Source organism: Candidatus Defluviilinea gracilis, from assembly GCF_057138825.1.
This window is the reverse complement of record NZ_DBNHEF010000068.1, coordinates 88,097-111,506: the sequence shown is the minus strand read 5'-3', so window position 1 is coordinate 111,506 and position 23,410 is coordinate 88,097. Positions and strand designations below refer to the sequence as shown.

Annotated in this window: 30 protein-coding genes; 20 read left to right on the top strand and 10 right to left on the bottom strand. The window is 53.4% G+C overall.

Features of this window, described 5'->3' with window-relative positions:
* Positions 1–168 precede the first annotated feature (168 nt).
* The 6 genes from AC16KF_RS11475 (at position 169) to AC16KF_RS11450 (ending at position 5,869) form a co-directional block, all read left to right on the top strand.
* A complete protein-coding gene (locus tag AC16KF_RS11475) occupies positions 169–531 on the top strand; it encodes a hypothetical protein (protein WP_484037453.1) in 363 nt (120 codons plus the stop codon).
* A 12-nt stretch (positions 532–543) separates the two neighbouring features.
* Complete coding sequence (locus AC16KF_RS11470; RefSeq protein ID WP_484037452.1) at positions 544–2,394, top strand: TolB family protein; 1,851 nt, start codon at positions 544–546, stop codon at positions 2,392–2,394.
* Entirely contained in the window at positions 2,391–3,530 is a 1,140-nt protein-coding gene (locus tag AC16KF_RS11465; protein ID WP_484037451.1) for a M23 family metallopeptidase, read from the top strand. The genes AC16KF_RS11470 and AC16KF_RS11465 overlap by 4 nt, the downstream gene beginning before the upstream one ends.
* 73 nt (positions 3,531–3,603) lie before the next feature.
* Entirely contained in the window at positions 3,604–4,713 is a 1,110-nt protein-coding gene (gene recA / locus AC16KF_RS11460) for a recombinase RecA (protein ID WP_484037450.1), read from the top strand.
* 45 nt (positions 4,714–4,758) lie between these two features.
* Positions 4,759–5,313 carry an NBR1-Ig-like domain-containing protein gene (locus AC16KF_RS11455; protein WP_484037449.1) on the top strand — a complete coding sequence of 185 codons (555 nt, stop codon included), beginning with the start codon at positions 4,759–4,761 and terminating at the stop codon, positions 5,311–5,313.
* A 184-nt stretch (positions 5,314–5,497) separates the two neighbouring features.
* The gene (locus AC16KF_RS11450) at positions 5,498–5,869 is read left to right on the top strand and encodes a hypothetical protein (RefSeq protein WP_484037448.1); all 372 of its coding nucleotides are present in this window, start codon (positions 5,498–5,500) and stop codon (positions 5,867–5,869) included.
* Positions 5,870–5,935: 66 nt separating this feature from the next.
* Here the strand turns inward: AC16KF_RS11450 and AC16KF_RS11445 are convergent, their stop codons facing one another.
* Positions 5,936–7,936, bottom strand: coding sequence for an ABC transporter ATP-binding protein (locus AC16KF_RS11445; RefSeq protein ID WP_484037447.1), 2,001 nt, complete (start codon positions 7,934–7,936; stop codon positions 5,936–5,938).
* A 269-nt stretch (positions 7,937–8,205) separates the two neighbouring features.
* Between AC16KF_RS11445 and AC16KF_RS11440 the strand changes: the two genes are divergently transcribed.
* Entirely contained in the window at positions 8,206–8,802 is a 597-nt protein-coding gene (locus tag AC16KF_RS11440) for a hypothetical protein (protein ID WP_484037446.1), read from the top strand.
* 17 nt (positions 8,803–8,819) lie between these two features.
* Here AC16KF_RS11440 and AC16KF_RS11435 read toward each other — a convergent pair whose 3' ends face one another.
* Entirely contained in the window at positions 8,820–9,533 is a 714-nt protein-coding gene (locus AC16KF_RS11435; protein WP_484037445.1) for a hypothetical protein, read from the bottom strand.
* Positions 9,534–9,727: 194 nt separating this feature from the next.
* Between AC16KF_RS11435 and AC16KF_RS11430 the strand changes: the two genes are divergently transcribed.
* The 12 genes from AC16KF_RS11430 (at position 9,728) to AC16KF_RS11375 (ending at position 16,385) form a co-directional block, all read left to right on the top strand.
* Positions 9,728–10,411, top strand: a complete 684-nt coding sequence (locus tag AC16KF_RS11430; protein ID WP_484037444.1) for a DUF4145 domain-containing protein — start codon at positions 9,728–9,730, stop codon at positions 10,409–10,411.
* Between the two features lie 240 nt (positions 10,412–10,651).
* Entirely contained in the window at positions 10,652–11,599 is a 948-nt protein-coding gene (locus AC16KF_RS11425; protein ID WP_484037443.1) for a hypothetical protein, read from the top strand.
* Between the two features lie 50 nt (positions 11,600–11,649).
* Positions 11,650–11,802 (top strand): hypothetical protein, encoded by a 153-nt coding sequence (locus tag AC16KF_RS11420; protein WP_484037442.1) that lies wholly within the window; start codon positions 11,650–11,652, stop codon positions 11,800–11,802.
* 64 nt (positions 11,803–11,866) lie between these two features.
* Positions 11,867–12,001 (top strand): hypothetical protein, encoded by a 135-nt coding sequence (locus tag AC16KF_RS11415; RefSeq protein WP_484037441.1) that lies wholly within the window; start codon positions 11,867–11,869, stop codon positions 11,999–12,001.
* A 175-nt stretch (positions 12,002–12,176) separates the two neighbouring features.
* Positions 12,177–12,515, top strand: coding sequence for a hypothetical protein (locus AC16KF_RS11410; protein WP_484037440.1), 339 nt, complete (start codon positions 12,177–12,179; stop codon positions 12,513–12,515).
* Positions 12,512–13,177 carry an HD domain-containing protein gene (locus tag AC16KF_RS11405; protein WP_484037439.1) on the top strand — a complete coding sequence of 222 codons (666 nt, stop codon included), beginning with the start codon at positions 12,512–12,514 and terminating at the stop codon, positions 13,175–13,177. Before AC16KF_RS11410 ends, AC16KF_RS11405 begins: the two co-directional genes overlap by 4 nt.
* Before the next feature lie 83 nt (positions 13,178–13,260).
* Positions 13,261–13,929, top strand: coding sequence for a polysaccharide deacetylase family protein (locus AC16KF_RS11400; RefSeq protein WP_484037438.1), 669 nt, complete (start codon positions 13,261–13,263; stop codon positions 13,927–13,929).
* A 3-nt stretch (positions 13,930–13,932) separates the two neighbouring features.
* Positions 13,933–14,067 (top strand): hypothetical protein, encoded by a 135-nt coding sequence (locus AC16KF_RS11395; RefSeq protein WP_484037437.1) that lies wholly within the window; start codon positions 13,933–13,935, stop codon positions 14,065–14,067.
* A gap of 38 nt (positions 14,068–14,105) precedes the next feature.
* The gene (locus AC16KF_RS11390) at positions 14,106–14,678 is read left to right on the top strand and encodes a DUF5655 domain-containing protein (RefSeq protein ID WP_484037436.1); all 573 of its coding nucleotides are present in this window, start codon (positions 14,106–14,108) and stop codon (positions 14,676–14,678) included.
* A 17-nt stretch (positions 14,679–14,695) separates the two neighbouring features.
* A complete protein-coding gene (locus AC16KF_RS11385; RefSeq protein ID WP_484037435.1) occupies positions 14,696–15,367 on the top strand; it encodes a Type 1 glutamine amidotransferase-like domain-containing protein in 672 nt (223 codons plus the stop codon).
* Positions 15,368–15,483: 116 nt separating this feature from the next.
* Positions 15,484–15,978 (top strand): RNA polymerase sigma factor, encoded by a 495-nt coding sequence (locus AC16KF_RS11380; protein ID WP_484037434.1) that lies wholly within the window; start codon positions 15,484–15,486, stop codon positions 15,976–15,978.
* Complete coding sequence (locus tag AC16KF_RS11375) at positions 15,975–16,385, top strand: hypothetical protein (RefSeq protein WP_484037433.1); 411 nt, start codon at positions 15,975–15,977, stop codon at positions 16,383–16,385. Before AC16KF_RS11380 ends, AC16KF_RS11375 begins: the two co-directional genes overlap by 4 nt.
* A 20-nt stretch (positions 16,386–16,405) precedes the next feature.
* On the opposite strand, the gene AC16KF_RS11370 is transcribed toward AC16KF_RS11375, so the two are convergent.
* The 8 genes from AC16KF_RS11370 to AC16KF_RS11335 all read right to left on the bottom strand — a co-directional run bounded on the left by AC16KF_RS11370 (position 16,406) and on the right by AC16KF_RS11335 (position 22,720).
* Positions 16,406–17,662, bottom strand: a complete 1,257-nt coding sequence (locus AC16KF_RS11370; protein ID WP_484037432.1) for an MFS transporter — start codon at positions 17,660–17,662, stop codon at positions 16,406–16,408.
* A 39-nt stretch (positions 17,663–17,701) separates the two neighbouring features.
* Positions 17,702–18,307: an HAD family hydrolase gene (locus AC16KF_RS11365; RefSeq protein WP_484037431.1), complete on the bottom strand. Its 606-nt coding sequence runs from the start codon at positions 18,305–18,307 to the stop codon at positions 17,702–17,704.
* On the bottom strand, positions 18,304–18,663 hold the full coding sequence (locus AC16KF_RS11360) for a hypothetical protein (protein WP_484037430.1): 360 nt from the start codon (positions 18,661–18,663) through the stop codon (positions 18,304–18,306). Before AC16KF_RS11360 ends, AC16KF_RS11365 begins: the two co-directional genes overlap by 4 nt.
* Positions 18,664–18,799: 136 nt before the next feature.
* Entirely contained in the window at positions 18,800–19,801 is a 1,002-nt protein-coding gene (locus AC16KF_RS11355) for a GNAT family N-acetyltransferase (RefSeq protein WP_484037429.1), read from the bottom strand.
* A gap of 64 nt (positions 19,802–19,865) precedes the next feature.
* Positions 19,866–20,903 (bottom strand): GNAT family N-acetyltransferase, encoded by a 1,038-nt coding sequence (locus AC16KF_RS11350; RefSeq protein ID WP_484037428.1) that lies wholly within the window; start codon positions 20,901–20,903, stop codon positions 19,866–19,868.
* A gap of 99 nt (positions 20,904–21,002) precedes the next feature.
* Entirely contained in the window at positions 21,003–21,557 is a 555-nt protein-coding gene (locus AC16KF_RS11345) for a GNAT family N-acetyltransferase (RefSeq protein WP_484037427.1), read from the bottom strand.
* Positions 21,554–22,120, bottom strand: coding sequence for a GNAT family N-acetyltransferase (locus tag AC16KF_RS11340; RefSeq protein WP_484037426.1), 567 nt, complete (start codon positions 22,118–22,120; stop codon positions 21,554–21,556). The genes AC16KF_RS11345 and AC16KF_RS11340 overlap by 4 nt, the downstream gene beginning before the upstream one ends.
* A 21-nt stretch (positions 22,121–22,141) precedes the next feature.
* The gene (locus AC16KF_RS11335; RefSeq protein WP_484037425.1) at positions 22,142–22,720 is read right to left on the bottom strand and encodes a GNAT family N-acetyltransferase; all 579 of its coding nucleotides are present in this window, start codon (positions 22,718–22,720) and stop codon (positions 22,142–22,144) included.
* 264 nt (positions 22,721–22,984) lie between these two features.
* Between AC16KF_RS11335 and AC16KF_RS11330 the strand changes: the two genes are divergently transcribed.
* A complete protein-coding gene (locus AC16KF_RS11330; RefSeq protein WP_484037424.1) occupies positions 22,985–23,383 on the top strand; it encodes a response regulator in 399 nt (132 codons plus the stop codon).
* Positions 23,384–23,410: the final 27 nt, after the last annotated feature.

Below are 23,410 nucleotides of genomic sequence, written 5' to 3'. Positions count from 1 at the left end.
CCTTTTTTTCAAACACAAAGGACACGACGGTCACAAAGGAAAACCCAAGGAATCTAGGCTCTTTTTTGCCTTTGTGTACTTTGTGCCCTTCGTGGTGAAGCTCTTTCCCGTTAATTACGGGAGACCCGGAACTATTCAACTACTCGACTATTCAACTACTTAACTACCATGGATTTCTTTTTTGCCGAAGACAATTTGAAACGCATGACGCCTGCGGAGACGCGGATCACGTCGCTCGCGGCGGAGCCGTACCCCGATGGCTATCGCGCGCGAGTGAACATCGAAGTTACGCCGTTTCAAAAGAGACCGCACATCGAAGTGGCGTTGAAAGACGCGAACGGCGGCGAGGTTGCCTCTGCAAGCATCGTCGAGCCGATGGGATGGAAACTCGAGCTCACCATGCACATCCGCGCTGAGGAGTTGAAGAATCCATACACGCTGGAGGCAAAGTTATATTATCCCGACGGACCTGCGCAAGAACCGGTCAAATTTTCCTTCGACGTAAAACCGCCTCAGCCCGGTTCTAGTTAATCGACATTTTCAATGCGCAAACCTTTTACCAGACTAACTCTCATTATCCCCCTGCTCCTGATTCTTTCATCGTGCTTGCAACCTGGCGAGGATCCGTCCACTCCGCAGGCGTTTTCGCAAACCCCTTCCACAGCCGATTCCGCCCTGCCGATCTCTAGCGGCGCGCGCGAGACGCTCATCTTTTCGATCGAGGAAGACGGCTACGCCCACCTCTTTGCATTCATCCCGAACCAGATGCCGCTCACACGTTTGACCGGCGATAAGTGGGACGACATCACGCCTGCCATCAGCCCGGATGGAACGCGGATCGCGTTCGCGTCCAACCGCAGTGGATACTGGGACCTCTATCTCTTCGACGCCTCCAACGGGGAAGTGACCCGGCTCACCGACACACCGGAATATGAGGGCGCGCCAACCTGGTCGCCGGACGGCTCATTCCTCGCTTTCGAAGCCTACCTCGAGGATAGTCTTGAGGTCGTGATTGGGCCGGCGGGGAATCCGCGAGAGGGCGCAATCTTGTTGACTTCCTCCGCAACCGCAGACCATTCGCCGGCGTGGTCGCCGGGCGGGCGGCAGATCGTATTCGTGTCGGATGGCGAGATCATCCTTGCCGACCTGGATAAAACCGACAACACGCGTTACGCCAACTTAAGCAACACAGCAGACGCGGCGGAATCGCATCCGGTCTGGTCGCAGGATGGGACTCGGTTGATGTGGGCGGCATCCAGCCAGAATGTGGGGAGAAGCGGGATTTACCTCTGGGATTCAACGCGCAACGCGCCCGCCGTCTGGGTCGCTGACGGGAATTATCCCGCATGGAATCCATCGGGAGACAATTTCATCACCACGTTTAACACGCCAAATGAAACCTATCTGGCGAATTATTCGCTGGATGGAAACCTGCTCGAACCGCTGGCAACCTTCCCCAGTTCGTTACGAGGCTTCGACTGGGCAAACCTGATCCTGGCAGAGCCTTTGCCGGCGATCGTTCAACAAACTGCGGGAATCACCCCCGCCCCGCTTTGGGTGTCGAACATTGCCGCGTCCTCCGAAGGCGCGGGGCGCGATTCACTCGTGAGTTTGAACAACGTGCAAGCGCCGTACCCGCAATTGAGCGACCGGGTGGACGAGGCATTCAACGCTTTGCGCGAGCGCGTCATTCTCGAATCGGGCTGGGATGCGCTCGCCAGCCTCGAGAACGCGTATGTTCCGATCACCACAGCGCTCGACCCGGGCTTCGAGGAATCGTGGCTATATACTGGGCGCGCTTTCGCCATCAATTCGTTGATGACCAACGCCGGCTGGATGGTTGCCGCGCGCGAAGATTACGGCGCGCAAACGTATTGGCGATTGTACATCCGAGCGCAGGCGCAGGATGGTTCGCTCGGCGAGCCGCTCCGCGCAAACCCGTGGGACCTCTCGGCGCGATATAACCTCGACCCGAAAGTGTACGAACAAGGCGGCAAGTACAGCGCCGTGCCTGCGGGGTATTGGGTGGATGTGACCGCGCTCGCCCTCCAGTACGGCTGGCAACGCGTCCCGGCGCTCCCCAACTGGCGGACGTTTTATCGAGGCGCGCGTTTCACCGAATTCGCGCTTACTGACGGGCTTGATTTTTATTCGGCGCTTTTGCAACTATATCCGCCCGATGTGTTGCTCACGCCCACGCGTTTGCTCCCGCCCACATTCACGCCGACCGTCACCTCCACCTTCACGCCGACCATCACGTTGACGCGCACGCCGCGGATTACGCAAACCACATCGTTGACGCCGACCATCACGCGAACGACCGCGCCAACCACCACGCCGATTCCAACCAACACAATAATGCCCACGGTCACGCCGCCGACGATCATTCCATGAGGAAGGTATTGAATGTAGGGTTCGCGTGGTCTCGCCTGTTTGGCTACAGTTCCTCCAAGAACAAGAGGATAGGTTTTATTTTCGGGTTGGCGATTCTAAGTTTGCTCGCCTCTTGCGTTCCCGCAACGCCGGGCAACGCGAGCCAGACCCCAACGGGGGTGATTGCCGGGGATGCGAATCAGCTACCTAGCGAGTCGGAAGCGACGCCGCGTCCCACGATCGAACCGTTTCGATTCATCCTGCCAACGCCCGGAGCAGAGCCGGTTTCGGGGTGGCGTCCGCCTCTGTACCCGATACCCTGGTCTGTTTCGCCGTATGATCATTTTTACTTCGCGCGCCCCATCGCGGCGGATAACGTCAACTGGCCCCTGGCGGAATATCGCTATGGCGGCGTGTTCTTCGCGCCGAATATTGTGCACACCGGCGTGGATATCGATGCGGCGGAGGGCGCTCCCATTCTCGCGGCAGGGGCGGGGACGGTTGTTTCGGCGGGTTGGGGCTTGTATACCGAAGTGCCCGGCAACGAGTCGGATCCGTATGGGCTGGCGGTGGTAGTTCGTCACGATTTTGGCTACAAGGGTCAATCGTTGTTCACAATTTACGCGCACATGAGCGCGATCTCGGCTGTTGAAGGTCAACACGTGGACACCGGCGATGTGATCGGCTTGGTCGGCGATACCGGCGCGACGACGGGACCGCATTTACATTTTGAGATCCGCTTGGGGAAAAACTCCTTCTACAACACATTCAACCCGGAGTTGTGGATGGCTCCGCCACAGGGTTGGGGCGTGTTGGTGGGTCGTATCACAGACGAAAAAGGCAAGTTGTTGAATCAATATTCCGTTGAGGTGCGGCCATTGCCCTCTGAAACGCCGTTGCGAAAAGTTCTCACCTACGCCGAAGGTTCGGTCAACGCCGATCCGTATTATCAAGAAAATTTGGTATTAAGCGACCTGCCCGCAGGGGTGTACAAAATCCTGATGGAATACAAAGAGAAGGATATGCAGTTCTTTGTGGAAATCTTCCCGGGGCAGGTCACTTACTTCACGTTTACAGACAAGGACGGGTTTCAACTAACCCCGCCGCCCGTGCCGACGCTGGATTTTCTGCCGGGGACGGCTACCGCCGTACCTTGACGCACAGAACATCTGTGCTATACTCTCGGCTACACAACATTAAGACTCTTACACTGTATTGGAGAAACACACCATGTCCCCTCGAAAATCTAAAACCGCTGTTGAAGAACAGGAACAACCCTCCCGCAATGTGGATGGCGCCAAACGCGCCGTGCTCGATAAAGCGCTCGGAGACATCCTCAAACGCTACGGCGATGGTTCCATCATCCGTCTCGGCGAAGCGCAACACATGCAAACCGAGACCTTCCCCACCGGCTCGCTCTCGCTTGACATTGCCCTCGGCGTGGGCGGCATCCCGCGTGGGCGTGTGATCGAAATCTATGGGCCCGAATCTTCCGGCAAGACCACCATCTGCCAGCACATCATAGCCGAAGTGCAAAAACTGGGCGGCACCGCCGCCTTCATCGACATGGAACACGCCCTCGACCCGGTCTACGCCGCGCGCGTGGGAGTGGATATCGACAACCTGCTCGTTTCACAACCCGATACCGGCGAACAAGCCCTCGAAATCACCGAAACCCTCGTCCGCTCGGGCGGCGTGGATATTGTCGTTGTAGACTCGGTTGCCGCGCTCGTGCCCCGCTCCGAAATCGAAGGCGACATGGGCGACGCCACCATGGGCGTGCAAGCAAGGCTCATGTCGCAGGCGCTCCGCAAACTTTCCGGTGCCATCAACCAGACCAAAACCGCCGTCGTTTTCACCAACCAACTCCGCTCGAAGATTGGCGTGATGTTCGGCAACCCCGAAACCACCACAGGCGGCAACGCCCTCAAGTTTTACGCCTCCGTGCGCCTCGATGTCCGCCGCATCCAAGCCATCAAGGTGGGCGAGGAAGTCATCGGTAACCGTACCCGCGTCAAAGTGGTCAAGAACAAAGTCGCGCCTCCGTTCCGCACCGCCGAATTCGACATCATGTTCAACGAAGGCATCTCGCGCGCCGGCGACATCCTCGACCTGGCAACCAAATTCGAGATCGTCCAGAAACGCGGCGCGTTCTTCTCCTATGGCGATCAACGCCTCGGTCAGGGGCGCGAAAACGCGAAAGACTTCCTCCGCTCGAACCCCGCGCTCATGGCTGAGATCGACGGCGTCATCCGCCAGAAAGCCTTAAGCGGCGAGATCGCCATGCCGCTCGAAATCGGCGGCGGCGAGGATGGCGGCGGATCCGACGAAGAAGCATAAATAATTCATGGGCGGACCGTTGTGTCCGCCTTTTTTATTTTTGACATGCTCCGCTTCATTTCGAAATTCATCCTGATTCTCCTCCCCGGCGTTTTCCTCGCCTCAGCCTGCTCGCCTGCGGATACGCCCACCCCGTTCATTCCGCCAACATCCCAGTCCCTGCTCATCGAACCCACGTTCATCATCCAACCCACACAAAATATCGTGACGGCACAATCTACGCCGTTGCCAACCATCGCCCCAACATCAGAAGCGGAAACCTGCGTCAACGATCTCACCTATATCGAAGACTTGACCATACCCGACAACACCTTCGTCACCTACGGCGCAGTCATCGACAAGCAATGGCTGGTGCAAAACAGCGGCACCTGCGACTGGGACTCAACGTATCGCTTCATCCACATCGGCGGCGCAGACTTGGGCGCCCAAACGGAAGCGTCGCTGTTCCCCGCCCGCGCCGGCATGAACGCCACCATTCAAATCATATTCACCGCGCCATTCACCGATGGAGAGTATGAATCCGCGTGGCAGGCATTCGACCCTGGCGGTCTCGCCTTTGGCGACCCGATCTATATCCGTGTGAATGTTGTTGCGCCATGAGAAAGCGATGCGCCAGCCGTTGAACTGCCGACGCATGATCAATAGGACTTACGCCGTTGAATCTGTTGCGTCGTAGTTGCACTGCGGCGACGGCAGTACAACTGCCCGCCAACCGCGTAAGTCCTGATCAAAATGCCATTATGTTCTTCTCCAGTTCAACTGCGGGAAGAACAGGAGAGAACGCATGCCCCCCCGAACCGACTTCCCCATCGTATTCGAACAATTGAAAAATATTCTCAAACCCTACGCGCCCAAACTCACCGTAAAAATGGATAACCAGAATGTGTTCTATCTCGATGGACCCTACAGCCAGAAATGGAAGAAGGAACTGTACTTCGCGTCCACCCACATCAAGAAAAATTATGTTTCCTTCTATCTCATGCCTGTTTACATGTACCCCGATCTATTGAAAGACATCAGTCCCGCGTTGAAAAAGCGAATGCAAGGGAAATCCTGTTTCAACTTCAAACGGGTCGAACCTGAGTTGTTTAAAGAACTCGCCGCGCTAACAAAGAGGGGCTTCGAACGATTCATGAAAGACGTATCGGTCTCGTGAATGGGTAACTCATGAACAGAACTCGGAGATTTTTGAAATCTCCGAGTTCTGTATAACGGGGCAAGGTCAAACTTTCTCACGATTGAACTGCGTTTCATACAACTGCGCATACAGCCCATTCAACGCAATCAACTCCTCATGTGTGCCGCGCTCGACGATCTTTCCTCGATCCATCACTAAAATCAAATCAGCCGCCAAGATTGTGGAGAGGCGATGGGCAATGACAATGCTTGTGCGTCCCGCCATCACGCGCTTCAACGCTTCTTGAATGAGCGATTCGGATTCGGAATCGAGATGGCTTGTCGCTTCATCCAAAACCAGAATACGCGGGTCTTTGAGGATGACGCGGGCGAGGGCGATGCGTTGTTTTTCGCCGCCGCTGAGACGGTAGCCGCGCTCACCCACAATGGTGTCGTAGCCGTCGGGCAGGTCCATGATGAATTGATGGATGTTGGCGGCGCGCGCGGCGGATTCAATTTCAGATTGAGTCGCGTCAATTTTTGCGTACGTCAAGTTCGTGCGGATGGTGTCGTGGAAGAGATACGTCTCCTGCGTCACCATGCCGATCGCGTTCGCTAACGAATCGAGCGTCACATCTTTGAGGTCGCGCCCGTCAATGCGGATGACCCCGTCGGTTGGATCGTAGAGGCGCGGGATGAGATAGGTGGTGGTTGTTTTGCCCGCGCCAGAGGGACCGACGAGGGCGATCAACTGTCCAGGATGGGCGACGAAGGAGATTCGCTCGAGGGCTACATCGCGGGCTTGAGAGGGCGAGTCAGTTTCCCCGTCGGATAAAGAACCGCTTCTCTCCTCCCGATGATTGGTCGCAGACCCTCGACCATTTCCGCCCTTCGACATTTGTCGTCCATCATCCGCAGTCTTCTTATCCGCCAACGACAAGACCGCGCCGACATCTTCGTGGCGTCCGTAACGTTTTACATCCTTCAACAATTTGGAGGGGTCAATGTGATAGTCGAACGAGACGTTGTCGAATTCGAGTTCGCCGCGCACATCACGCAGAGGCGTCGCATTTTGTTTTTCGACGATGTCCTGCGGCAGGTCAATGACTTCGAACACGCGCTCGAACGAAACCATGCTGGTCGAAAATTCGACGGGCGCGCCCGCGAGACCTTGAAGCGTGCCGTAGAGTTGACCGAGATACGAACCGAACGCAACGATGGTGCCGACAGTGAACGTGCCCGCGATGACGTACCAGCCGCCGAGACCATAAACGAGCGCAGTGCCAACCGCAGTGATGAGACCGAAGATGACGAAGAACGTCGAGCCGACGACGGCGCGGCGGATGCCGATGTCGCGCACGCTCGCGGCGCGTTGACGGAAACGATTCTCCTCTTCGCGCGTGCGCCCAAAGAGTTTGACGAGAAGCGCGCCGCCGATATTGAGGGTCTCGTTCATGTGCGCGTTCATCTGCGCGTTGGTATCCATGGCTTGACGCGCAATATCGCGCAAGGTGTTACCGAGTCGTTGCGCGGTGATGATGAACAACGGAAGAATGACGATGCTGATCAGAGTTAATCGCCACTCCATCGTGAGCATAACCGCGAGCAATGCAATCGCTTCAATTAAGTTCGTCACGATGTTGACGATGGTATTGCTGATGGCATTCTGCGCGCCGACCACGTCGTTGTTGAGGCGGGACATCAATTCGCCCGATTTTGTGTTGGTGAAAAATCGCAGTGACATGTGTTGCAAGCGCGAGAATAACGTTGAACGCAGATCGTAGATCACACCTTCGCCGACGGCTGAGTTCAAACGACGCTGAAAGACGTTAACGACGCCCGTCAGCGCGGGGATCGCCAGCAACGCCACGCCCAGCCAGACGAGTCGATTCACATCCTTGGCGGGAATCACTACGTCAATCATATTGCGGAAAATCAGCGGCGTCAGCAGGGACAGACCTGTGGTGAGGAGGATCGTGACGAGCATCCCTGCGATGTGCCACCAGTATCCGCGCGCATACGAGAGAACGCGCAGTAAAAGTTGTTTGGTTACTTTGGGCTTTTCGTCGCCCGAACGCATGTAGGAAAACCAGCCGTAGCCGTGCATAGGAACTCCTGGGAGGTGGTAATTGGTGATTGGTGATTGGTAATTGGTGGTCGAGTAGCCCCGAATGGTTTTAAGAGGGGCGTATCGAGACTAGAGATTGGAGACTGGAGACTTTTCCAACCTTTGAGAATTGGAGGATTAGAGAATTGTTCGACTATAAGACGAGAGGACTAAATTGGCAACTGGACGAAGGGGGAGGTTAATGAAAGTCTGATGCGATGCAGAGGATGTATAATCGCATCAAGATCTTCGAAAAACCTGGAGGCGCAATGACCGCAAATAATTTATCTTCCGCGACAACTGGCAAGATGGCGATCACAACAGGTATCATATACATCCTCGCGGCTGTTCTTCTGATCATCTTCTTCGCGGTGGGGCAGCCGTTCGGAACGCTGAACGATATCTTCAACGGCTTGGCAGGAATTTTCAGCGGAATTTTGGCATGGATGTTGTTTGTTGAACACCGTGCAACATCGCCTTCACTGTTTCGAGTGGGAATCGTCCTTGCGTGGGTAGGTGTTATCACCGTGGTAATTGGCTCTGTGCTTGTGATCTCACAGATCACAGGCTGGGTTCTTGCAGGGCTGTACTCCTCGGCAGGCAGCGCGTTGATCGGTCTGTGGGTACTGGTATTCAGTTATTCGATGCTGAAAAATAACTTCTTGAATCGCAACCTGAATATTTGGGGGCTAGTCGCGGGCGTACTGATGGTTACTGGATTAGCCGTACTTCCCGGGATATTTTCAGGTTTCGACTCGGAAACGACTGTCCCCTGGTATCTCTACGTTGCTGGTTTGAACGCGCTTGGAGGGATTATGTATATTATCTGGTGCATCAGGCTGGGACGCGCGTTGTTGCGCAAGTAAAATTCGAGTCTGTCGGACTACTTGAGCACTTCCCTCAATTGCAGATCGGAGAAGGCGACATCCAGAGTTGATTTCTCGGTCGGGACGACAGCCAGATAGAGTTTGCCGCGCTTGAATTGATCGTCTTTGAATGAAGTTGCCAGCACCCCGTTCAAGTAGACGCGGAACTGCCCTCCGTCGCAGAGGACGCGCAAACGGTTCGTCTCGTTCATCCCTGCTCGCAGGGCGGTGTGATTCGCCCACGGCAGTAAATCTTCCCATTTCAGTTCGTTCTTCTCATCTTTTTTATAATAGCCAATGGTGTACGATCCCAACACGGAGACCAACACTGCATACCCACCGTTATCAGAGAAGCGCGCATAAAACCCCGCGCGGATGATGTTCTCGTCGCCGCCAGTGAATTTCATGTTGATGCTGGCGTCGAAGTCATCCAAGAACCCCGAACTTTTCAACACATAATAGGAATTGGGACTGGGTTTGTAACTTCCGCGCAACTCGGAGGGACTGCCTTTGTAGAAGGTGAGCAGTTCCTCGTTGATCACTTCCCAGCCTGGCATGGTTTTACTGCTGAAATCCGCGCCGAGGATCAAATCTCCCATGTCGGGTTCGGGCGTGAGGGTCTTCGGCACGCGGAAACTGGTGCCGCAAAATTCACACGAGACCAAGTCCGATGCTTTGATGGCTTTTTGAGGGAGCGCCGCTCCGCAGTTGGGGCAGTTGAGTGCTTGCATAGGTTGCTGGATTGTAAAGCAGAATTGGCATGTGGACAACGTAGAGTAAGTGGCAAGTTGGGTCAACTGGATGAAAGGAGAGGTTAATGAAAGTCTGATAGTGCCATAGGTGGGGATATAATATTCACAAGCAGATTGCGCGTGAAATGAATCAGCGAAAGAATTTGCTTGCTTACTTGCTTGGAGGAAAATTTATGACCGCACAAACTGAGACGAAAGAACGTATTGTTTGCGAGACTTGCGAGCGCTTGACATGGAACCAAATAATCTTTAGTCAAGAGTTTCAGTTCATGGTTTATGATGGTGAAGCATATTTGGGTGACGAAAAATCAACTTGGCAAATTCTCCAATGTCTTGGCTGTGGTTCTGTTACAGCAAGAGAAATGGCTGACCTCAAATTCGGCGATAATGAAACTCACTACGAGAGGCTTTATCCTAAACGTACTGATCATAAAGTGAAATTTTACGTCAAATTATCTGGAAAAATGCGCCGTTTATACAATGAGACATCGGATGCTTTCAATAGCCAGAACTTCATACTCTGCGCTGCTGGATTAAGGGCTTTGCTAGAAAGCGTTTGTTTAGATAAAAGAATAACCGAGGGCCCAAATGAACATGGTCAAATCGTAAAGACGTTGGACGGTAAAATTAATAGTTTATCCAAAATTATTCCACCAGAGATTGTAAAGAACTTGCATAGTTTCCGTTTTCTTGGCAATCAAGCGCTTCATGAATTAGAAATACCAATCGAATCAGATTTAAGGATTGCTTTGGATGTCATTGAAGATATTATGAACGTTGTTTACGAGTTGAATTTCAAGTCAAAGTATTTGTTTCAGAGAACATCTAAGAAAAAAATGAGGCGTCGCAGGGATTAGAAGATACCATCATCTGAACGGGCTTCGTAGGAATAGCCGTGGATTCTGCATATGCCTGTCAGGGTATCTACGGGCAGGGATGAGACTGCAAATTCAGGTGACTGTGACTTTTGAAATGACAGCCATCTTTTGGCTATGTCTGAAACTGAACAAGTGGAGAGGTCGAGGAAAGTAGGACACAAGAGGAGTATAATTTACCGAATAAGTTAATTTTCGGATTAATTCGTTGGGAGAATTTCAATGTCAAAATTCTTGTTTGAAGAAAGCCATTTTTTGGTTGATCCTAATCAATGTTTTCTGATAATGCCGTTTAACCCTGAACTTCGTAACGTTTACGATGCCATAGAAGGAATCGTGGTTGACAAATGTGGATTAAAATGTGTTCGTCCTGATAAACTTTCTGGCTCTAATCGCATTACAAGCGATATATGGAAATTCGTAAACGAGTCGAGATTTGTTATTGCTGACTTAACAGATCGAAATCCAAACGTGTTTTATGAAGTTGGAATTGCGCACGCGCGAAACAAGCCTGTTATTTTTATTACACAGAATCCATCCTTAGAAGTGCCTTTCGACGTAAGAGAAATACGCCATATACCCTATGACCTACAAAATCTTGGCAAGATTGCCAGTGAATTACCTAGCTATATTAAGGAAGCATTAACCACTATCCCTGCAAACTGGAATAAAAATTTCCTTCCCCCAAACCAGTCTGGCTCTTACGTAAAGATTACATCGCTTGAGGTACCAGAAACCGTATCGCAAGGGCAGCCATTTGAGATAACAATTATTGCTAAAAATTATGGGGCACATGCAAAGCAAGGTTATTTTTCTGCCTCTTTTCCATCCATGGTTGATAAGGTAGAGATAATAGAAAGCAGTGAGTCTATTCAAACACAAACAGGAACTAAAGGTGGTCGATGGAGTGGAGGAAGAGTAGTATTAAAATATCCAATTGCTGAGGGCTACAAATATTCAAACGACTCATATAGTTGGGCTAATGGGGAAGAGTTTTTTATGAAAGTTCGTGCTTACTCAAACAAAAGTGGTTTACTAAGATATTTTGTGAATGCATGTGCACAGGATATGTTGTCTGGTCAATGGCAATATGATCCGAGCGATAAAGACAGATTTGATGTTGATCAACGTAATGAGACTGTGTACTCAGGCATAATTCAAGTAATCTAGCACTATTTATTCGCAATAAAAGCGCCTCGATAGATGTTGTCTTTCTCTACATGTTTGAAGTAATCCCCTCCTGGAAGTCCTCCTTCCCCACCGCCCATGCAGGGATTTTGATCACGCGGAACATCTCCATCCCGCTCACCCGCACGGGATTCAAATCCCGTGCTACACATACGAAGCCGACTGAAGTCGGCAAGCCCGCTTGAGCGGACTTTGTATGAATAGCCCGACGATTCATCGTCGGGCGGGCATGACAAAGAGACCTCTCAAATGTTCAACATAACCCCTAACTGGAAATCAACCTTCCCCAACGCCCACGCAGGGATATTGGTCATGCGGAACATCTCCAACCTCTCGCACCCGCACGGGATTCAAATCCCGTGCTACACATACGAAGCCGACTGAAGTCGGCTAGTCCGCTTGAGCGGACTTCGTAAAAATAGCCCGATGATTAATCGTCGGGCGGGCATGTTGAAATCCAGGTGACTGTCACGTCGGACGTGACAGTCACCTTTTTATCGACATGACAGCCAACTTTTAAAAGATATAATCGGGCAACCTCAATTCAACGGAGACCCCCATGCCCAACAAAACGCCCGCCATCATCTCTGCCGTAATAACTTTCATTCTGTTGATCATCATCAGCGCGATGCTTTCATTCGGTCAACTCATCGCGCTCAACGGGTTCAGCGAACGCGTCGGCACGATCTCACTCGCCACATCATTGATCTGTCAGGGCATCGGCAACATCCTCGCGATCATCGTCGCGTGGCGGCTGACGATCCGCTTCATCACAAAATCGAATTGGAGCAACATCGCCGCAACGCTCGTCTCCGCGCTGGCTGGCACACTCACGGGCGCAGGTCTAGCCTTCATCGCGATCATCGTCTCGATCTTCCTCGCCGAGCAAATCCGATGAACCAGCGCGAGATCATCCAAAAGACCGCCGACTACATCAAGCAGAAATTTTCGGACGACTCGTCGGGGCACGATTGGTGGCACATCTATCGCGTCTGGCAAACCGCCCTCCGCATTTGCGAGATCGAACAAGCGGATGCCTTCATCGTCCAACTCGCGGCTCTGCTTCACGATCTGGATGATTGGAAGTTCAACGCTTCGGAAGATGAAACCCCGCTTCGCGCGCAGGGTTGGCTGGATTCGCTTTCCCTCGACCCCTCCACCACTGACGCGGTGTGCCGCATCATCAAGCACATCTCCTACAAGGGTGCAAACGTCGAAAACAAAATGGACTCGCTCGAAGGCTTCATCGTCCAAGACGCCGACAGACTCGACGCCATCGGCGCGATCGGCATCGCCCGCGCCTTCGCGTACGGCGGATACAAAAATCGTCCGTTGTATGATCCCGCGTCCTCCCCACAACTGCATCAGACCTTCGAGCAATACAAAAACAGCAACAGCGACACGATCAACCACTTCCATGAAAAATTATTGTTGCTGAAAGACAAAATGAACACCGCCACCGCCAAACGCATCGCAGAGCAACGTCACGAAGTGATGGTGCAATTCTTGAATCAATTCATGGACGAGATACGGAATGCGGACTTCAGTCCGCTACCATAAAATTTCAGTCCGCTGACATAACAAACTTTTGTTAGCCAGAAAAGCAGACTGAAGTCTGCGCTCCGAAATTTGCACAAATTTTCATGCTCACCTCTCACCTCCTCCGCGCCTACGCATGGATGCAATCCCGCCACCCTGACATCTTATGGCGCGGAGACGCCTCCCGCCGCGAGATCGCCCTCACCTTCGACGATGGTCCGCATCCGCGCGATACGCCTGAGGTGTTGGATGTGCTGGCAAAGCACGCAGTCCGCGCGACATTCTTTTTGATCGGGAAAGACGTTGAGAAGAATCAAAGTCTCGCGAAGCAAATCCACACGGGCGGGCATGAGATTGGAATCCATTGCTATCGTCATGTTCCATTTCCGTTTGAGAAGCCCGATGTGTTACGCAAGCAATTGGAGAAAACGAAAACGCTGATCTCGCAAGCGTGCGGAATCCCACCGATAGAAATACGCGACGTCCGCCCGCCGTATGGAGCGTTCACCTCCAAAACAAAATCCCTGCTCGCCGAGTGGGGCTATCGCCTCGTGATGTGGAATTGCATCCCGCCGCATTTCACCCAACCGCTATCGTGGACAATTCAACAAATCCTGAACGCGTCCATCTCAGGCTCGATCATCGTCCTGCACGACGGGCACGGACACGGCTCGAAAGCCGCGCAGATCGTCGAAACCATCGTGCCGACAATAAAATCGCAGGGGTTCGAATTTGTTACGATCAAGCACATGCAATATAAGACAAGGAGGTGAAACATGCGTCGCCGCGCCAAAGCCGAAAGGGAGATCAAGGCTGGGGTTGGCGCGGCAGGTCAACCCGTCGGAAATGAAGCGGCGTGGGGTCGTCGAAGATTTATCAATCATTGCGTGTTTAGAATTTATGTTCTATAATCAGCGCAACGCAAAGTTTCACTCAAGGAGTTGACACGATGATGACCTCTCTCGAAAAAGCAGTCCAGACTCAAGTAGCCAACATCCAAAAGAAAACGGGGATGACTCTCAAAGAGTTATCCGCGCTCGCCAAGAAGAGCGGGCTGACCAAACACGGCGAACTGCGCGACATGTTCAAGGAGAAGCTCGGTCTTGGTCACGGCGACGCGAACACGCTCGTGCATGAAATTCTGAAATCGGACGGCTCGCACATGGCAGAGGGCAAAAGCGCCGATGCCGTGTTGGATGAAATTTACACGGGTGCGAAGGCGAGCTTCCGCCCCATTCATGAAAAGTTGATGAAGGCGATCGGAGAATTTGGAGAATTCGAAATCGCCCCGAAGAAGGGCTATGTGAGTCTGCGGCGCAAAAAACAATTCGCGATGATCGGACCGAAGACCAACACGCGTTTCGAAGTGGGTATCAACGCCAAAGACTTCAAAAAGAACAAACGCCTACAAGCGCAACCGTCAGGGAGCATGTGCAATTACATCGTCGCGCTTACCGACGCGAAAGAAGTGGACGCCGAATTGGTCGCGTGGATTAAATCTGCTTATGAAGGCGCGGGATAAATAATCGCACAAGAGTCATGAAATTATTGCTTACTTCTGCGGGCATCAGGAATACCAGCATTCAAAACACACTCGTTGAATTACTGGGCAAACCAATTGCCGACTCCAATGCTCTCTGCATCCCCACTGCGGGATATGGTCACCCTCAAGTCAATCCTGGCATGGCATGGCGCTTCATCAGCGGACAAGAGCCCAGAACCCCCATGTGCGAATTGGGCTGGAAGTCATTGGGAGTCCTTGAACTCACCGCGTTGCCCAGCATTGACAAAGAACGCTGGGTCTCGTGGGTGCAAGAGACAGATGTTCTGCTGGTGAATGGAGGCGATCCTTTATATCTGTGCCATTGGATGAAACAGTCTGGGCTGGCGGAACTTCTTCCGTCACTGCGCGAGACCGTTTGGGTTGGGTTGAGCGGAGGAAGCATGGTGATGTCCCCGCGCATCGGAGCGGATTTCGTCAATTGGAAAGCGCCCACTGGCGGCGATGAAACGTTGGGAGTTGTGGACTTCTCGATCTTTCCGCATCTGGATCATCCAGACCTGCCTGAAAACACCATGGCAGATGCAGAAAAATGGGCGGCAGGCATGTCTGTGCCGTGCTACGCGATTGACGATGAAACCGCCATCAAGGTGGTGGACGGAACTGCCGAGGTTGTTTCTGAGGGACACTGGAAATTGTTTGCGCGCTGATCGGGATTCTCAAGTTCGATTCTCTAACTTTCACCCAAATAATCGTCTGCCAGCTTAAAAAGCGGCTGTCTTTTTGTAACTTTTTCGCGTTCGGGGGATAATATCTATGTAACGGCATGGTCACTAATTTTCATGAACTGTACCAGAAGTACTCACAGGATGTGTACCGCTTTGCCTATTGGGTATGCGGCAACTCGCAGGACGCCGAGGACATTACCGCCGAAACCTTTGTCCGCGCGTTGACCTCCTCCGCAGAAATCCGATCCGAGACCGTCAAAGGCTACCTGCTGACCATCGCAAAAAATCTGGCATACAAAAAATCGAGGCGCGAGAAAAGGTTGATTTCATTAGACGAAGAGAACATCGAATCTGATTCGCGCCCAGCCCAACAGGCGGAAGATTCGGCAAGCGTGCGAACCGCCATGCGTTTTATCCAAACGCTTCCAGATGCGGATCGTATGGCATTGATATTAAGGATTGGACACAACCTGCCCTACGAGGAGATCGCCGCCATGTTGAATATTTCGCTTACCGCGGCAAAAGTCAAAGTACACCGCGCGAGAATCAAATTGACTGAATACGTGCAAGAACAAGAGGAACCGCAACCATGAAAATCACACGCGACATCATCACCGACCTGTTACCCGTCTATCTTGCGGACGAAGCGAGCGCAGACACCCGCGCCCTCGTCGAGGATTTTTTCAAGCAAGATCCTGAATTTGCGAAACTGGCGCTCAAGCGGGAACATCCGCTTGAACAGCCGCCGATCAATCTAACAAAGGAAAACGAAATGAAAACACTTGAAAGAACGAAAAAACTCCTGACCAAACGATCATGGTATATGGGCTTCGCGATCTTCTTCACCTTATTGCCCTTGTCTATCAGAGGAGACGAACAAGGCATATATTGGATGTGGGCAGGCACGCCTATGATCCCCATTGCAAGCATTGTGGTCGCCGTCATCATGTGGATTTCCTACGCGAGAACGAACCACAAATTGAACGGCTCCGACCTGTAGGCAAGAGCGGTCGCCTTTCCCTACCCCTCTTCTTCAAGGAGAGGGGACACCGCCTCCGCTTCATCCTCAGACTTCGAGTTGGCGCGGCTGACGAAGAACAGCGCGGGCGTCAACAGCAGTCCCGACGCGGCAAGCGACGCGACAGCGGAACTCGCCGCGGCGATCACTGCGACGATGGGTCCGCCCAGCATCTGCCCAATCGCATCCACCTGACCGAACATCGAGTGAACTGTCGCGCGGACTTTTGAATCCAGTTTCTGGTTCACCCACGCGGTTTGCAGAGGAATGCGAACGTCGCGCAACGCGTCGAGGACGAGGTATAACGCGAGACTGAGGAAGAGCAGAGGAGAGAGGGCAAACCCCAACATGGCAACGGAGATCAGCGCGGTAACAACAAACATCGCGCGTCCGATCGCGATTGGGTTGGTTGAGTCGACTCGTTTTTCGACAACGTGAACCGCGAAGATGGTCAGAAGCGCGCCTGCCGCGCGAAGAACGGCAAAGAACGCCACTTGATTGTTTCCAAACAAAATCGGCAGGCTGAATTGATCCAACAAATGTTTTACCCACAGACGGTCGAAGCCCTCGCTGTAGATCCCGTAGAATAACCCAACGCCGACAATGCTCATCAAACGCGGCTTGGAGCGGACCGCCTCCGCGCCCTGTTTGAAGGTATGCCACATGTGTTGCCAGGTGTTGCGGTCTTCGCGCGGGGTGGGATGAAAATTTTTCTCGGGCATGATGAAGATCAGGATCACGCCGATCGACAGTACGCCCCCCGCGCCGACGAGGATGGGCATGGCAACATTGTTCACGCCAACCAGCGCGGCAAGCGTCATGCCGATCAACGACGCGTATAAACCAACGCGCATGCCGCGCAGAAATAATTTATTGGCATCCTCTTCGCCGATCTCATCAGTGATCCACGCTTGTGTTGCGCCGCTGGTGAAGGTGTAGCCCAACCCCCAAATGATCTGCGCGAGTAGAATCGGGATGAACGCGGGGAAGAGTCCCTCCACGAGAAAGCCGATGCCCATCAACACATAGCCGATGATGATCGAAAGCCTGCGCGAATACACGTCTGCCACGATGCCTGTCGGCACTTCAAACACAAATGCTGAAATTTCCAGCGCCGTGCCGACGAGGATCAATTGAACAGGTGTCAGCCCCGCAATGGTCGCTTCATACAATGATGTGACGACGAACATCATCGAGAAGCACGCGGAGGCGGCGAACTCGATAAAGAGGTAGACGCGGGATGGGGAGATGCGATTCACAAAAACAGAGATTGGAGATTAGAGACTGGGGATTCGAGACTAGAGAATGGATTTGAGTTGCTTCAATACGGATTCGACTTCCGTGAATTGGATGCCCTTCATGCCGAGTCTTTCGCAGGCTTCGATGTTTGCGGGCATGTCGTCCACGAACACCGCTTCGTTCGGCTTGACTTGCAGTTGATCCAATGCGATGCGGTAGATCTTCTCGTCTGGCTTTGCCACTTTCACTTCGGCCGAGATGACGATGGAGTCGAACACGTCGGCGAATTTTTCGCGTTCCATATAGGCGCGCAAACCGTCCCACGCGTTCGAGATGGCGCCCACTTTGCGCTTCGGCTTGAGCGACCGCATAAACTCCAGCAAGTTTCGGTCGATGATGTCGCCGCCGAAAAATTCCTCCCGCACGCGCATAACCTCGTTGGCAGGCAGTTTGAGAGCCTTCATCACATTCAGCCAGTGTTCCTGTTCGGTGATCTCCCCCACCGAGGCGCGCGCCGCCGAACTGTTCGACCCTCCGCCGAAGACGAGCTTCTCGATGTCTTCGTAATCCATGCCAAATTGCTCAGCGAGCCTTTGGCGCGGCGCCTGATGCTCAGTGCGGACGATCACTCCGCCGAGGTCAAAGAATACAGCGCGGATGGTCATTTCTTTTTTGCCGCCGATGTCTTCGCAGGATTTTTTTTCTCGGCTACTTGTTTCTTTGCGACAGTCGGCTGAGGATTCGATTCGGCTGGGGAAACAGGAGCAGGCTCAGGCGCGGGAAGAGGCGCCTCATTCTGCGGGTGAGCCTGCATCTCCGCCTCGAACTGTTTCAACGCCTCGCGCCAGTTCGGGAAGAATATCTCCATGCGTTTGCGCTCGACACGTGTGGCGCGCCGACAGCGCGGACAGTGCGCGTCGTAGTGAGTCAGTTTATGCGCGTCCATTTCCTGCAGGGCGTCGAGCATTTGCACGCGGCTGAGGGTGTAGGGTGTTTGGCAAAACGAACATTTGATGTTCATGGTGTCTCCTTGTGGGGAAATAAACCTGACAGGTTTTCTCAAGAACCGAGTCGGGAGTGTGGACTGCGAAGCAGAATTACTTGATCGAGCATGGCTTCGCGGAAACCTGTCAGGTTTTATATTGATTAAGTATAGCCTATTCTTGCATTTCAAACTCGCGTCCGGGGCGCAGTTCTTTTTCAACGATGATATCTTCGACATCCACTTTCATGCCGACCTTTTGATAGAGCCGCGTCGCGCCGGTGGGATTCGACGCATCGACCGCCAAGCCGACGCGCGTCGTGCCGCGTGTGTAGAATTCATTGAACGAGTGAAGCAGAAGCGCCTCCGCCAATCCGCGCTTGCGCCATGGACGCCGAACGCCAAGCGCTCCCACCCAGCCAATCCCGTTGCGGACGCGGGTTTGCGAGAAGCCCGCGATCTGGTCGTCATCCCACGCCACATGCCACAGCGAGGGATCAAAATCTTCACGCCTTATTTTTCGCATCTGCCAGTTATTGAAGTTGCCCGGCGTGTGACCCCAGTGATCTTCAAAGGCTTCCTCCTGGGCTTGAAAAAGGAGATAAGCGTGCGCGTCCACATCGAATGGCATCAATTCGATTCCATCGGGAAATGTCTTGACCTGCGGCGCTTCGGCGAGATCGATCTCCATCATCCAGTGATAACGGATAATTTGATAGCCCTCGCCTTCGAACATTCCGCGCACATTTTGATCATGGGCATTGGTTCCCGCGCGGATGTACACGCGCGCGTCGGGGTCGGCAAGTTGCATTTCACGGCGGGCGCGTTCATCGAGCGCGCGCAACATCGCCGCGCCGATCCCGCGTCCGCGAAAATCGGGATGCACATATCCATCGGCATTGAAGTAGGCATGCGCGTGGCGGCTGACGAATTCTTCGTATCCCACCACGCGCCCGTCGGCGGTTATCGCTACCCAAGCATCGGTTTCGAGGGTGAAGCCTTCCGATTTCCATTCAGTTTCCAGTTCTTCTTGCGTCATGATCGAAACTTCGTCGCCATCGGCGGTCAGCACATCGCGGATCAGACCGGTCACCGCGACGGCATCGCTCCATTGCGCCGGGCGCAGACGGAGAGCGGGGTCGAGCAATATTGATTCAGTTTGCAGTTTTGTTTCCATGTTTAACCATGCCTTCATAGAGTAAGCCGCTGATGAACAGTAGGTTTCAGCGACCTGTCAAGTTTCATGTTACTTCAACCACAGCCAATTCCTTACCGGGGCGGAATTCTTTTTCGTATTGATTGAACTGACGCTGGACTCGCATGCCCGCGCGTTCGTACAGTTTCAACGCGCCGGTGAGACTGCTCGCATCCACGCCGAGACCTGCGCGTTTTTTGCCGTCGGCATGGAACGCGGCGAAGGCATGTTTGAGTAAGGCGTAGCCAAGTCCATGCTTGCGCCATGCGCGGCGCACGCCGAGTTCGCCCACCCAACCCGATTCGGCATCCTCCGCGTCTTCGCGGCGGCAAATGCAGATGCCAGCCATTCGATCTCCGTCCATAGCGACGAACCACATCGCCGGGCTGTAGCCGGGATCTTCGACCATGTTATGTTTATATTCGGCAAAGCCTTTTTCAAACGGTTGTTCGATAAACCCAAAGTGGTCGTTGAAGGTATCTACGAACGTTCGATAGACTTCCTCCATTTCGGTTTCAGGATCGAACGGGCGGATGATGATCCCATCCGGTAATGGCGGCACAACAGGCGGTGAATCCAAATCTGTGACCATGCGATAGAACGAGCGGATATGTTTCCATCCGAGTCCCTCCATGAGCGCAACACCGGTTTCGTTGTGCGCCTCTGTGCCTGTGCGCGGCGCGACGCGCAACTCTGTCGCGCATTTTTCTAATGCGATGTGCGCATGATCCTCAGCCCATGAGTTTAGATGACTCCCGATTCCCTTTCCCCAGTGACCGGGGTGCACGATCCCAAAGATCCAGGGGTGAACGGGCGGAAGTTGAGTCATCCAACATTCGATGAACCCAGCGAGAGTCCCATCTTCCGCAAAGATCATACGCATATCGGTCTCGGGATTGAATCCTTCGTTTTGCCAATCGAGGCGGAGCAATTCAGGGTCGTTCAAGTCCACGCTCCCATTCAGGCGCATGGAATGAAGGTTCAACAGATCAAAAGCGATCTTGTAATCGTCAATATATCCGCCGCGCGCGGTGTAGCCCGCAGGGAGCGGCAGAATGTTTTGTTTTTCAAGAATTGCGTTCATTGTTTTTTTCCTTTTGTTTACCGATCTACGCTACTCAACCTTCGCGCTTGCTCGCAATGCAATATTCTCCTAACCTTGAAACGCAAGATAAATCTTGCGCTACTGTTCCGCGAGCCATTCTTCGCGCAAGACGCCCATGAACAACATGTCCCAGCGCCTGCCTTCCTTGTTCAGAAATTTCCGCATTCGTCCTTCGTGGCGGAAGCCCGCTTTTTCATAGGAGCGGATCGCGCGCGGGTTGTACTCGAACACCGCCAGCGTCACTCGGCGCAGGTTGACTTCGAGAAATGCATATTGCAAAAGCAGTCGCATCATCTCGGTGCCATAGCCCTTGCCCCAGTTCTCGCGCTCGCCGATGGTCAAGCCGACGAACGCATCTCCGCCCGCCCAGTTGACCACATGCAGGATCATCTCGCCGATCAGGGCATCGTCTTGCAAACGCCGCACGCCGAAGAAATAGATGCTCGCGTCGAGTTCATCCATGTCTTTCTCAATGTGCTTTGTCACACCGGTTGCAGAGGGCATCCGCGCGGGACCGGTATCCATCAACCGCCAATATTCCGAATCGCGCGTCCATCGTGAGAAGGCTTTGCCCATCTCTTCAGGGTCGTATGCCGCGAGACGCACCAACTTGCCAACGATAAGATCGTTCATTCGTCCGCCTTTTGCATCGCCAGCCATTCGTCGCGCAGGATGCCCATCCACAACGAATCGTGACGCGTCCCTTCGCGCTGAACGTCCCGGCGCGTGCGCCCTTCGAGCCGGAACCCGGCTTTCTCATAAGCCTTCAACGCGCGCGGGTTATAGTCCATCAAGCCGAGCGAGACGCGCTGCGCTCCCAATTCCATGAACGCATAACGCACAGCCAGTTTCATCGCCTCTGTGCCGAAACCCCTGCCCCAATACTCGCGCTCGCCGATGCCGATACCAACCCACACTTCGCGGTGGATCAGGTCGCACCATAAAACGAAAAACCCGATCAGCTTATCGTCTTCCAATGCGCGGATCGAAAAATAGTACCGCTCAGGTTTGAAGCCATTCTCAGCGGCTTTCTCGACCCACTCTTTTACTTTGCGCGCCGAATACATCTCAGCCGGGTCGGCATCTGCCAACCGGTGGAATTCCGAATCGCGCTGCCAATTCGCCTGAATCTTCGAACGCGACTCGGGGTCTTCCGACGTTAAGCGGACAAGTTGCCCGCGAAATAGATCGTTCATCTTATTCTCCTTCGCTTCTTTCTACGGGGAAGCCTGCTTCGCCCATTCATCCTTCAACAAGCCCATCACCAACAAATCCCAACGGCGGGCATCGCGCTCCAGAGATTTTCTCCGGCGCACTTCTTCCACAAAGCCGAACTTTTTCGCCAGCGCCAGTCCCCCCTCGTTGTACTCCGGAATGTACGCAGTGACGCGGAACATGTTCAACTCCGAAAACGCAAAGCGGAGGAGCATTTGCGCCGCTTGTGCGCCGAATCCTTTGCGGCGGTCATCGGGCGCGCCAATGCCGAGGCGGATGGTGCAGTTCCCGTTCGCCCACTCGATACGGTGGATCATCGCTTTGCCGATCAAGCGGTCATCCTCCCGCGCGCGGATCATGAAGTGATAAAAGTCCTTATCGTCCTCCATATCCTTCTCGAGCTTTTCGTAACGCTTCTTCACGATCGCCGCCGACATGGGACGCGCCGGCTCGCTCTCGTACAAGCGCAAGAACGAAGCGTCATGCGTCCACTTGGATTCGACCTCGGGGTCTTTCTCAAAGTCAATGGGGCCGAAGCGAATATCTTTTCCTTCGAATAGTTGTGTAGCAATGCCAGACATGATTTTCTCCATTTCCCCTCTCCCACAGGGAGAGAGCCAGGGTGAGGGAAATAAAAACAGCCACGGGGACGCCGTGGCTGTCGAATACGTAAAAAGTATCCTAACGATGAGCAGGCGCAATCCCGGGTCGGGTAAATTCTTGTTGACCAACAGTGAACTTGCTGAAGAACATGGGTCGCGCCTCCTTCCTTGAAAATTTTGTACGGGCGCGAGTGTAACATGCCGGCAGATTCCCCGTCAAGACACTAGAAAGGCAAAATCTAAATGGTAGCCTGGAAAACCGACACAAATACAATTCCTCTCCACACCGTATTGATCGTTTCCGATCAGCAGAATTCAGTCGCGGCGTGGGATGCCCTCTTCAGCCAGCGGAATTGTATTGTGCTCAGCGAATCAAGCCCGCGATATGCGATTCAAGCCGCCCGTCTGGTTGCCCCGTCTCTTGTGTTGGTGGATATCCAACTTACGCGGGACGAGCGAGTCGAACTCCTTGGAGAGTTGCGCAAAGCCAGCCGCGGTCCTATTATCGTGCTTGTTTCGGCAAACACCGCCCAATTGGCGATCGAAGCCAACGAGTCGGCGGCAGATGAGTACCTGCTCAAACCGGTCAACCCGGCCGTGCTGGTTGTCAAAGCCATGGCATGGCTTGCTCAAGCCCGTTAGCATAAACAGGTATTACGCCTGGCGTTT